This is a genomic window from Herbidospora sp. RD11066, assembly GCF_054661255.1.
Genome location: NZ_BAAGDO010000010.1, coordinates 292,998 through 305,617, shown reverse-complemented (window position 1 = coordinate 305,617; position 12,620 = coordinate 292,998). Strand labels below are relative to the sequence as shown.

Genomic DNA, 12,620 nt, shown 5'->3' with positions numbered 1-12,620 from the left:
CACATCCTGCCTGAAACGGGCGGACCAGTCATCCATCGCCGGAGTGGTCCGCGACCGCACGGGCCGATCGGTCGTGCCTCTGTCATCATGTGCCGGAATCTGAGGAAGGTCGGGGGCTCATGGTGCTGCTGGATGTGCTGCTGGGGGCGGCGGACGAGGCGCCGGATCAGGTCATCGTGCACGTGCGCGGCGACGGCACCGAACACGTCGTCACCCACCGCGAGCTCCGCGACCAGGCGCTCCGCGTCGCGGGCGCGCTCATCGCGGAAGGGCTCGCGCCCGGCACCCCGATCCCGCTGATCGCCGACCGGAGCGAGGACTTCCAGCCGCTCTTCTGGGGGATGGTCGCGGCCGGGCTGGTGCCCGTCCCGCTGGCGCCGGATCCGCGCCGGGTCCGCCCGGTGTGGGAGCTGCTCGGCCGGCCGCCGATCGTGGCCGACGAACCGCCGCTGAAGGAGGCGCGGGCGCTCTCGCCCAAGGCTCTGTGGGACGGGGAGAAGGCCACTGATCTGCCGGTACGTACCCCGCTCGACCTCGCCTTCCTCCAGTTCTCCTCCGGCAGCACCGGCAACCCCAAAGGCGTCGAGCTGACCCACGCGGCCGTCGTCGCCAACCTGGCCCAGATCCGGGCCGCCGCCGAGGTCACCGCCGACGACGTCACGGTGAGCTGGATGCCCTACTTCCACGACATGGGCCTCATCGGCACCCATCTGGTCCCGCTGTCCGCCCGGATGAAGCAGGTCAAACTGGGCCCGCTGGCTTTCGCCAAACGTCCGGGGATCTGGCTGGAGACGGCCGCCCGCCACCGGGCGACCGTGCTGACGGCGGCGAACTTCGCGCTCGCGCTGGTCGAGCGGCGGGTGCCCGATGATGTCCTGAAAAATCTCGACCTGTCGAGCGTGCGCCTCATGATGGTCGGCGCCGAGCCGATCTCACCGCGCGTCTGGCGGTCATTCCTTGAGAAGACGGGCCTGCCGCCGCACGCGCCCCAGCCCGTCTACGGCTTGGCCGAGGCGACCCTCGCGGTCACGATTCCCTCGATGAACGAGGTCGCCGAACCACTGGTGCTCGACCGGGCCGCGCTCGCCGAAGGCCGGGTCGAATTCACCGGGCAGGGGCCGCACGCGGTCGAGTTCATGGACGTCGGCCGTCCAGTGCCGGGCTGCGAGATCAGGATCACCGGTGACCGCGAGGTCGGGCCGATCGAGGTCAGAGGCCCGCAGACGGCCCGTGGCTATCACGGCGGCGGACCGTTCGGCGCGTGGCTCGACACCGGTGACCTGGGGTTCCTCCACGACGGCAGGCTGTGTGTCACCGGCCGGGCCAAGGACGTCGTGTTCGTCAACGGCGCGACCTTCCACGCCGCCGACCTGGAGGAGGTCGTGTCCGGCGTCCGGGAGGGGTCGGTGGCCGTCGTCGGGTCGTCGGGGCCTGAGGGTGAGCGGGTGGTCGTGTTCGTCCAGGCCCCGGCGTCGGCCGAGGCGGTCGGGGAGGTCAGGCGTCGGGTGGCCGAGGCCTGCGGGCACGACGACGTCGGCGTGGTCGTGGTGCCGAAGACCGCGTTCCCCCGGACGACCAGCGGAAAGCTGCGGCGCGCGGTGATGCGCGAGCGGTTCGAGGCCGGGGAGTACACCCAGGCGCCGAGGTCCAGGGCCGATGTCGAGGCGGCGATCACCGCGATCTGGGCCGACGTGCTCGGGGTCACGCCAGAGCCGCACGACCGGTTCGCCGCGCTGGGCGGGTCGTCGCTCAAGGCCATGCAGGTCCTCGCCGCCGTCGAGGACAGGTTCGGGGTGGTGCTCAAGCCGTCGGAGGTACGCGACCACGACACCGTCGCCGCCCTCACCACCCATCTGCTGGCTCCGCCGGTTCGTCCAGAGAACAGGCCGGTGAGAACCCACGGCGAACCGGTCGCGATCACCGGGATGGCCTGCCGTTTCCCGGGTGCCGACACGCCCGAGCGGTTCTGGGAGCAGTTGGAGAACGGCCACGACGCCATCACGCCGATCACCCGTTTCGACCACGAAGGCCACGGCGGTTTCCTCGACGATCCGGCCCTCTTCGACGCCGGGTATTTCGGCCTCTCCGATGAGGAGGCGGCGGTCACCGACCCCCAGGCCCGCCTCCTGCTCGAACTCGCCCACGAGGCGCTCGAACGCGCCGGATACGCGGGCTCCCGCCGCCGAAACAGAACAATCGGCGTGTTCGCCGCATCAGGGGACAGCGGCTATCGCGAGATCCTGGAACGCGCCCACGGCGCCACCGGACTCCCGCCCGAGGCGCTCACCGGCACCCTGCCGAACCTGCTGGCCGCCCGGGTCGCCCACACGCTCGACCTGACCGGCCCGGCGCTGGCCGTCGACACGGCCTGCTCGTCGGCGCTGGTCGCCCTCCATCTGGCCCGGCGCAGCCTCCAGCAGGGCGAATGCGATCTGGCCGTGGTCGCAGGGGTCAACCTCAACCTCACCCAGGCCGGATACCGGGCCCTCGGCAAGACGGGCGCGCTCTCCCCCACCGGCCGGTGCCACACCTTCGGAGCCGGCGCCGACGGGTTCGTCCCGGGCGAGGGTGGTGCGGCGCTGGTGCTGGCCCGGCTCGACGACGCGGAACGGTCCGGCGACACGGTGCTCGCGGTGGTCAGGGGAACGGCGGTCAACAACGACGGCCGGTCGCTGAGCCTGCTCGCGCCCAACCCGCTGACCCAGCGGGAGGTGATCGTCCAGGCCTATAGGGAGGCGGGCGTCGACCCGGCCGAGGTCACCTACATCGAGGCGCACGGCACCGGCACCCCGCTCGGCGACCCCGTCGAGCTGCGCTCACTCCGGCACGCCTTCCCCACCGGCACCCGGCTGCTGGGTTCGGTGAAGACCAATGTCGGCCATCTGCTGAACGCCGCCGCGATGCCGAGCCTGGTCAAAGTGGTCCTGTCCCTGCGCCACGGCAGGATTCCGCCGTCGCTGCACGCAACCCCGCCCGCCGAGGGCCTCGACGGATTCACCGTCCCGGCCGAGACGGTCGAGTGGGCCGGGCCACGCACAGCGGGGATCAACGCCTTCGGCTTCGGCGGCACCAACGCCCACGCGATCCTCTCCGAAGCGCCACGACAAATCGGTAAGAAACGCCTCAACGAGAGCACGAACCTGCTCACGCTCTCCGCCCACAGCGCCTCGGCGCTGCGCCAGGCGGCCGACGAGCTGGCCGCCTTCCTCCCCGGACACGACGAGGCCGACGTCTGCGCCTCGGTCGCGCAGTCACGCGACGACGGTCCCCACCGAATCGCGCTCGTCTCCGGAAACGATCTCCCCGACCGGTTGAAGAACGCGGGGGGCCGCATCGCCGGGCCGCGCCCCCGGCTGGTGTTCCTGCTCCCCGGCCAGGGCGCGCAGGGCCCCGGCGCCGACCTCTACACGAACGCGCCGGTGTTCCGGCAGGTCGTCGACGAGGCGTCCGCGCTGGTCGGCCCCATCGATGGCCGCACATTGAAGGACTGGCTGGTGGATCCCGCCGCCGAGGTGGTCCGCACCGATGTGGTGCAACCGCTCATGGTCGTGTACGGAATCGCGCTCGCCCGCCATCTCCACGCCTGGGGCGTGACGCCGGACGCCGTCGCCGGGCACAGCGTGGGAGAGATCGCCGCCGCGTGCGTCGCCGGTCGGCTCACCCTCGCCGACGCCGTCACCTTCGCCGCCGAACGCGGCCGGTTGATGCACGACCTCTGCCCACCGGGCGCGATGGCCGTGGTCTCAGAAGGCACCGCCTTGCCGCCCGAGGTCACCGTCGCGGCGATCAACGCCCCCGGCCAGGTCGTCGTCGCCGGACCACCCGAAGCCGTCGGCGCGCTCGACGGCCGCCGGATCAACGTCGCCCGCGCCTTCCACTCCCCCCTGATGGACCCGGCACTCGACCCGCTGACCGAGGCCGCCGCCCGGTTGACCGTCAGGCCACCGGCCATCCCCCTCCTCAGCACCGTCACCGGCGCGTGGAACCCCACACTCGACCCCTCCTACCTGCGCGAACACGCCAGCCGGCCGGTCCGGTTCGCCGACGCGATCAGCCGTCTGGTCGCCGAGGGCTACGACACGTTCCTCGAACTCGGCCCCTCCCCCGCGCTAGGCGGTGCCGTCCGAGCCGTCTCCGGCACGGCGACGACGATGGCGGCCGGGCACGAGGGCGGCGCACGGGCGCTGCTGGAAACGGTGGGCGCGTTGTGGGAACGCGGTTTCCCGATCGACCGCACCGCCATGGACCGGGGGCGGGCGCGTGTCCAGGTTCCGACGTATCCGTTCCAGCGGCGCCGTCACTGGCCGTCGTCGCGACTGCTGCACGGGCTCGTCTGGCGTGAGCAGCCTCTCGACGGCGGAAAGGTCGCCGTCGAGGGCCTCGCGGAAGCGCTGGAAAAGCCGGGCGCGACCCTCCTGACCAGCGGAGACACCACCGTCTTCGTCGCCGGAGCACCGCGAAGGGCCGCGTCGGCCGATGATCTCGACGCCACGCATCGCGACCTGGCGGAGGCGTTCCTCACGCTGGACGCGGCCAGGGTTCTCGTCGTCACCCAGGACGTCCACGTCGACCGGCCCGAGCAGGCGATCCTCGAAGGGCTGGCGTCGGCGCTGGCCGAGGAGACGGGTGCCGAGGTCAGGGTGGTCGACCTGGCCTCTCGCGAACCCCTGGCCGACAGGGTCGCCGCCGTCGAAAGCGAACTGCCCGCCCGAGGCGGCGGTGTCGTCACCTGGCGGGAAAGCGCCCGTTTCACGAGAGAGCCGGAGGCCGTCGTACCGGCCGCGCGCGACCTGCCCCCCGACGGGATCTACCTGATCACCGGCGGTGCCGGTGGGGTCGGGGCGGCGCTGGCCCGGGATCTGGCCGATCGGGGCCGGCCCACGCTCGTCCTGGCCGGGCGTTCGCCGCTGCCACCCGCCGGACTGCTCGCCGACCTGCGCGGACGCGGCGCCACCGTCGAATATCACTCCGTCGACGTGTCGAAGGACGTCGAGCCGATCCTCAAAGAACTCCCCCGTCTGGACGGGCTGTTCCACGCCGCCGGAGAGGTACGCCCCGGGGCGCTCCGGGGCAAGTCGCCCGGCGCGATCGTCGAGGCCATGGCCGCCAAGACGCGCGGCGGATACCTGCTCGCCGAGGGCCTGCGCCGCCACGGGCTCACCCCCGTCGTGTGCGTGGCGTTCTCGTCGGTGTCGTCGGTGCTCCCGGGCAAGGCGGGGGCGATCGGCGACTACGCCGCCGCGAACGCCTACCTCGACGCGTTGTGCAGGGCCGAACGCGCCGCCGGAATGCCGTGGCTCGCGGTGAACTTCGCCGCCTTCGCGGAGGTCGGCCTGGCCGCCAGAGCCGGACTGACCCAAGGCGCACTCGACACCTCGGCCGCGCTGGCCGCACTGCGGGGCGCGATCGGCACGGGTGCCGCGCAGGTGCTGGTGGCCGATCTTGACCACGTACAGAAAACAGAGCCCGCGCCGCCCACCGGTGATGTCCGCACCGTCGTGAGAAACCTGGTGAGCACCGCGCTCAAGCGCGACGACATCGGCGACGACGAGTCGTTCCTCAGCCTCGGGCTCGACTCCCTCACCGCCGTCGACCTGGTCAAACGCCTGGAGAAGGAGCTCGGCCGCCCCCTCCCGATCACCCTGTTCTTCGAGTTCCGCACCCTCAGGGAGCTGTCGGCCCACCTCGACGCCGACGGCTCGTTCCCGCTCACTCCGGTACAGCTCGCCTTCCAGACCCAGCACCGTCTCTATCCCGAAATTTCGGCGTACGGGTATGTCCGCCAGACCATCACCGGCCCCCTCGACCCCGGCCTGCTCGGGAAGGCCATCGAGCACCTGGTCGACCGCCACCCCATGCTGCGCATGCGGCTGAACCCCGACGACACGCAGTCGGCGGGCACGCCGCAGAAGCCGTCCTTCGAGATCCGCGACACCGACGACCTCGAAGGACTCGAATCCGACCTCCGCAACCGGCCCTTCGACCTGGCGGAAGAGAGCCCGCTCAGGGCGGTGCTGGCCCGCACGCCGACCGGCACCCACCTGGTCATCGTCGTCAGCCACCTCGCCGCCGACGGCTTCAGCCTGAACGTCCTCGGTGAGGAGCTCTGGACCGTCTACACCGCCTTGGCCCAGGGCCGCACCCCGGCGCTGACCCCGCTCACCACGACCTTCTCCCAGTACGCCGCCGCCTCACCGCCCGCGAGCGCCGACGATCTGACGTACTGGACCGAGGTTCTGACGACCACCCCCGACCTGCACCTTCCCTACGACGGCGACCCGAGCGGACCGCCGCTCGACACCCTCCAGGTCGCGCTTACCCGCGACCGGTCGGCCGCGCTGCGTGCCGAGGCGTCGGCGCACGGTGTCTCGCTGTTCCATCTGCTGCTGGCCGGTTATGTCCGCTGCCTCGCCCGCTGGACCACCGGCGACGACGTGGCCGTGAACGTGGCCAGAGCCCGCCGCGAGATCCGCCTCCCCGGCATCGACCGCCTGGTCGGCCCGCTGGCCGACACCCTCCCGCTGCTCATCGACGTGCACCCCGACGAGTCGCTGCCGGAACTGGCGGCCAGAATCCGCGACACCTGGCAGCTCGCCGAACGCCACGCCACCCCGACCGGCGTCGACCTGGCCCGCCTTCTTCCGTCGGGGAGAGGCCCCCGCACGGCGAGCCCGGCGTCGTTCAGCTTCGCCCGGTTCCCGGCGTCAACCGACCCCGGCTGCCCGGTGGAGGTCACCGCCACCGCGGCGGGAACCGCGTCGGCCGCGACGAAACTGAGCCTGCTCTGCTGGGAGTCGGCCGGTGAGCTGCGGTTCTCCTGGAACTTCCCGTCACGCCTGTTCCACCGGGCCACGGTCCGGAGACTGGCCGCCGAGCACCTGGCCCAGCTGACCCCGGCCACGCAAAGCACAGGCCTGGCCGCCAGGTTGCGCGCCCGGTTCCGCGCCACCCCTGACGCGGTGGCCGTCGACACCGGCACTCAGCAGCTCACCTACGCCGAACTCGACCGGCGATCGGCCGCGCTGGCCGCCCGCCTGCGCGGGGCGGGCGACCTGATCGGCCTGATGACCGAGCCCGGCATCGACACGGTGATCGGCCTGGTCGGCATCGTCCGCGCGGGCGCGGGCTGGGTGCCGCTCGACGCCACGCATCCGGAGGCCCGCCGCCGCGACCAGCTCACCCGTTGCGGCGTCACCACCGTGATCACCGACATCCCGGACGACGACGGCGATTCCCACGACGCCCCCGACGTCTCCCCCGACGCCATCGCCTACGTCATCTTCACCTCCGGCTCGACCGGGCGCCCCAAGGGCGTCCCCATCACCTACCGGTCAGTGACCAACTACCTCGACTGGGCGCTGGCCACGTTCGGCTACCACGAGGGCGACAGGCTGGCCCAGACGGCGTCGATCTGCTTCGACGCGTCGGTCCGCCAGCTCCTGGCCCCCCTGCTGGTCGGCGCGACGGTGGTGACCTTCACCCGGCAGGAGATCCGCGACCCCGGCCTGCTGGCCGGGCGGCTGCGCGATCTCACCGTCTGGAGTTCGGTGCCGAGCCTCTGGTCGCGCCTGCTCGACGCCGGTCCGGTCGAGCACCGCCTGCGCTGGATCCACGTCGGCGGCGAGGCGCTGCCGCCGGAACACGTGCGCCGCTGGTACGACCTGGCGGGCCCGGGGGCCAGGATCGCCAACCTCTACGGCCCGACCGAGTCGACCGTCAACACGACCTGCCACATCATCGACGAGCGCCCGGCCGACGATGTCACGACCATCCCGATCGGCCGCCCCATCGCCGGGACCTTCGTCGAGGTCGACGCCTCGGGCGAACTCCTCATCGCCGGAGCCGGCCTCACCCCCGGCTACCTCGACGACCCGGCGGACGCGTTCGTCGAACGCGACGGGGTGCGGTGGTATCGCAGCGGCGACCGGGTCGGCCGCGACGCCAACGGTGATCTGGTCTTCCTCGGGCGGCTCGACGCGCAGGTCAAGGTGCGCGGCCACCGGGTCGAGCCGGGCGAGATCGAGGCGGCGTTCCACACGCATCCGGAGGTCGCGCGGGCGGCGGTGGTGCTGAGGGGCGAGCGTCTGACCGCGTTCGTCGAACCACGTCCCGGCGCCGACCCCGATCCCGTCGCGCTGCGCGGGCACCTGGGGGCGGTGCTGCCCGCGTACATGATCCCGGCCCGGATCGAGATCGTGCGGGCGCTCCCGCAGACCACCACGGGCAAGATCGACCGGCGTGGGCTACCGGCGACCCCGACCGAGGAGCTGGTGGCCGAGGTCTGGCGCGACCTCCTGGAGGTGCCGCAGGTCTCGCGCGAGGACGACTTCTTCGCGCTCGGCGGCGACTCGATCCTGATCCTGCGTGTGTTCGCGAGGCTCGGCGAGCGGATCGACACCCTCCCCCGGCCGACGGTCGTCTACGAACACGGCACCCTCGCCGCACTGGCCGAGGCCATCGACAACGCGGAACCTTCACCGGTGCCGACGGTCCAGAGTGACGGCGGCCTGTTCCCGCTGACCCCCTCGCAGAAGGGTTTCCTGCTGTCGGGTCAGGCGTGGCTGGCGACGCTGCGGGTGCACGGGCGCGTCGACCGCGCGCGGTTCCAGCGCGCCGTCGACACGTGTGTGGCCCGGCACGGGATGCTCCGCACGATCTTCCCCGGGGACGTGCAGCAGGAGCTCCCCGCGAGCCTGCGACTGCCCGTGATCTTCGAGGAGGCCGCCGACCCCGCCGCGGCGATCGCCGAAGAGAGGGCCAGGGTCCTGGAGCCGTGGGCCTGGCCACTGCTGCGTCTGCGGCTGATCACGCTGTCCCCCGACGACCACGTGCTGATCGTGCACGCCCACCACCTGATCGGCGACGGCTACAGCGCCGCGCTGCTCGGGCGCGAGCTGCTCGCCGCCTACGACGGGGTCGATCTGCCGGTCCCGCGCAGCACTTTCCGCGATCACGTGGCCCGGCTTCCCGCTTCGGGGAGTGGACGAGATGCGTACAGAAAACCCCTCGTCGAACTCGGACCGGCCAGATCGGTCGCCTTCACCGTGGGTCGGCGTCCCTTCACCGAGGTCATGGCCGCCTATTACCGCGCGCTGGCCGCGTTCACCAGCCAGGACGATCTCCTGCTGGGCGTCGCCGTGACCGGCCGCGACGACGCGCCGCCGGACGCGCATCTCGTCTTCGGGCCGTACGCGAGCGCGATCCCGGTCCGCTGCGAGAGCGGCGACGTGCGGGCGATCGCCGACGCGCTGAAGGCCGCTCGGGCCGCGAACACCCCCGACATCCGGGCGGCGCAGTTCTTCTTCAGCCACCTCGACTTCACCGCGCTCGGCCCGATGGAGGGCGCCGACCTGAGCCTGACCTGGGACCTCGACGCCGAGATCGCCCCGGTCGGCGCCGAGACCTTCCTGGCGGTCCGCCCGTCGGGCGACGGCCTGCGGGTGACGCTCCGCGCGACCCTGGCCGATTTCGACCGCTTCGAACGCCTCCTCCGCGACGAACTCACCACCCTCGACGCCGCTCTGATCGGCTACCTGCCCGCCCCCGACCACCTGCTGGCCCTGGCCGGAGCCCCCGCCATGCCGCGCGAGGACCTTCGCGCCCTCCTCTTCCCCGGCGGCCGGTTCCGCCTGGCCGAGGAGCTCGACACCCCGCTCGGCCGGTCGGGCTTCGTCTGCCTGACCCTGTTCGCCGACGAGCTGGCGAGCACCCCCGACCTGGCGTCGAGAACCGTCGAGGCCGTCGAGTACGCCGCCGCACTTGGCGCCCGGAAGGTCTCGCTGGCCGGGATGATCCCCTCGCTGACCGGCTACGGCTTCGACGTCGCCAGGAAGACGAGTGTGCCCGTCACGACCGGCCACGCCGCGACCGCCGTCTCGGTCGTGCTGACCGTGCGGGCGGCGCTGGCGGGCCGGGGTCTGGGCGACCTGACCGTGGCGTTCGTCGGGCTCGGCTCGATCGGCCGCTCGTCGCTGGCCCTCCTGCTGGCCGTGGAGGAGCAACCGAAACGCCTGCTGCTCTGCGATCCGGCCGCCCCTCTCGGCATAGAGGTCTGCGGCATCGACGAGGTCTACGACGCCGACCTCATCGTCACCGCGGTGAGCGGTCATGACGTCGTCCTCGACATCGACCGGCTCCGGCCCGGCACGATCGTCGTGGACGACTCGTTCCCGCACTGCTTCGACGTCGCCAAGGCCCTGGCCAGGGACGACGTCACGGTGGTCGGCGGCGGCCTGCTGTCGATGCCGGGCATCGAACGGCGCCTGGCGGAAGACGTGCCCGCGCCCTGGATCCCCGGCACGATCGCGTCGTGCCGCCTGGAATCCCTGATCGAGCTCCCGGTGGTCCACGGTCTGGTGGAGCCCGATCAGGCTCTGGCGTACTGGGAGGCGGTCCAGAAGGCCGGAGTCGAGGCGGCACCCCTTCACCTGGCCGGGAGGATCACCCCGGGTCAGTCGTCGATCGACTGGTAGAGGGTCGTCCAGAAGTCGTGGATCAGCCGGGCGGGGTCCGGAACCGACATCCCGACCTGGGTGAGGAGGATGCCGGTGACCTGGTGGTGCGGGTCGGCGTAGGTGGAGGTGCCGCTGCCGCCGTCCCAGCCGAACTGGCCGACGGGCGCGTAGTCGCCCCGGTAGGTGCGGACCGCCATCCCCATGCCCCAGCCGCCGTGCTGGCCCTGGCCGTACGACAGGTGGACGTTGTTGGTGGCCATCGCGTTGCGGGCGGCGTTCTGCTCGGAGGTGAGCCGGTTGGTGGTCATCAGCTCGACGGCGGGCCGCGACAGGATCCGCTGGCCCTCGTGGACGCCGCCGTTCAGCAGCATCCGGAAGTAGGCGTGGTAGTCGTCCACGGTCGACACCAGGCCACCGCCGCCACCCGCGAACGCCGGAGGCCGGCTCCACCGTCCGTCGGCGGCGTCGTCCCAGACGTGGAACTCCCCGGTCGACGGGTCGGGCGCGTAGAGAACGGGGAACCGGTCGATCTTCTCGGCCGGGACGTGGAACCCGGTGTCCTTCATGCCGAGCGGCTCGAAGATCCGCTCCTTGAGGAACTCCTCGTACGACTTCCCGCTGACCCGGGCGACGAGCACCCCGAGCAGGTCGTTGCTGAGCTGGTACTGCCAGCGCTCGCCCGGCTGGTGCATGAGGGGCAGCTCGCCGAGCCGCCGCATCCACTCGTCGGGCTCCGGCATCGGCGTCGGCAGGTCGGGGGTCAGCCCCCGCTCGAAGATCGCCCCCATGATCGGCGTCCCGAGCGCGGTCATGTCCATCCCGAGCCCGAAGGTCGAGGTCAGCAGGTCGCGCACGGTGATCGGCCGCCGCGCCGGCACGGTGTCGTCGAGCTCGGCGCCGATACTGGTCAGCACCCGCCGACCGGCCAGCTCGGGCAGCCACGGCTCGACGACGTCGTCGAGCCGGATCCGGCACTCGTCGAGCAGCACCATGGCCGCCGACACTGCGACCGGCTTCGACGTGGACGCCATCCGGAAGATGGTGTCCCGCCGCATCGGCGCCCCGCCGTCGTGCCGCATGGTCCCGAGCGCCTCGACGTGCGTCTCCCCGCCCCTGCCGACCAGGGCGACGAGGCCGGGGATCCTGCCGGAGTCGACGTGACGGGCGAGCACCTCGCGCACTTTGCCGAGACCCGCTGCGCTGAAACCGTTGGTGGCGTCCATCTTCAAGCTCCTCGTGTAGGGCGTTTCCTCGATGGCTCTACAGTCGTCGAGCGTCCTGACATGGGACCGTCACCGCCCTGACGCGGCGATCGTTCTGTGCGAAGATCACGCGGTGAAACGATGGATCGCCACCACCGCCGCTTTAGCGGCCGTGACGGCAGGGATCAGTCCGCCCGCGAACGCCCAGGCCACCGCCGACGGCCCGGTCGAGGCCCTGGAACGCGCGCTCGTACCGCACCGGGGCGTGAAGGCGTCCAGCCGCTGGACCATGAGGTACGTGTGGGATAAAACGCCCTACGTGTACCTCTACAAGATCTCCGCCGAGTTCGGCAGGGGCCGGGTCGTGGCCGCGGACACCACCTACCGTCCCGGCAACAAACACGCCGGGGCCGGCAGCTTCCGATACGTGACGTTCGTGGGCCGCGAATACCTGCAGAACAAGCATGCGGACCTGCCTCCGGGTAAGACGTGGGTGCTGGAGAAGGGCAGGCGGATCCGCCCCTCGGTGCAGACCATGATCAGGATCGACGACCCGGCCAGCCTCAGAGCGGTGCTCGCCACCACCAAGGTCAAGCGCGCCGCGGGAACCTACGACGGAACCCCGACGACCCTCTACGAGGGCAGCATCACCATCGATGAGCTCTACCGGGCCTCCCCCGCCTCCTTCCGGATCAAGCCCCAGCCCAAGGAGTCACGGGCCAAGGTCTCCTGGCGGATCTGGTTCGGGAAGGACCTGCTCCCCCGCAGGGTCTGGAGTTCCTGGCGCTCACCGGCCATCGGAGGCGACAACCTCGACGCGACCAACGTCTCGGACCACCTCTTGACCGGCTGGGGCACCAGAATCCGCATCACCCCACCTCCCGCCGACCAAGTGGCGCCGTACGAGGACGTCGACTGAGCCGAGGCGGGCTCGTCACCGCCGGGAAGGGCCGAATCCTCTTGG

The 12,620-nt window shown here is 71.7% G+C and carries 3 protein-coding genes; 2 read left to right on the top strand and 1 reads right to left on the bottom strand.

Annotation, left to right across the window (positions count from 1 at the left end; genetic code table 11):
* The first annotated feature begins 119 nt into the window (after positions 1 to 119).
* Positions 120 to 10,472 carry an amino acid adenylation domain-containing protein gene (locus tag ACYQ78_RS32730; protein ID WP_459804811.1) on the top strand — a complete coding sequence of 3,451 codons (10,353 nt, stop codon included), beginning with the start codon at positions 120 to 122 and terminating at the stop codon, positions 10,470 to 10,472.
* On the opposite strand, the gene ACYQ78_RS32725 is transcribed toward ACYQ78_RS32730, so the two are convergent.
* Positions 10,451 to 11,677 (bottom strand): serine hydrolase domain-containing protein, encoded by a 1,227-nt coding sequence (locus tag ACYQ78_RS32725; protein ID WP_459804810.1) that lies wholly within the window; start codon positions 11,675 to 11,677, stop codon positions 10,451 to 10,453. The two genes, ACYQ78_RS32730 and ACYQ78_RS32725, sit on opposite strands and share 22 nt — an antisense overlap.
* Before the next feature lie 112 nt (positions 11,678 to 11,789).
* Between ACYQ78_RS32725 and ACYQ78_RS32720 the strand changes: the two genes are divergently transcribed.
* On the top strand, positions 11,790 to 12,575 hold the full coding sequence (locus tag ACYQ78_RS32720) for a hypothetical protein (RefSeq protein WP_459804809.1): 786 nt from the start codon (positions 11,790 to 11,792) through the stop codon (positions 12,573 to 12,575).
* Positions 12,576 to 12,620: the final 45 nt, after the last annotated feature.

Bases quoted from the DNA above. Each gene is read 5' to 3' on its own strand.
- ACYQ78_RS32730 (WP_459804811.1), top strand. From the start codon at position 120: ATGGTGCTGCTGGATGTGCTGCTGGGGGCGGCGGACGAGGCGCCGGAT.
- ACYQ78_RS32725 (WP_459804810.1), bottom strand. From the start codon at position 11,677: ATGGACGCCACCAACGGTTTCAGCGCAGCGGGTCTCGGCAAAGTGCGC.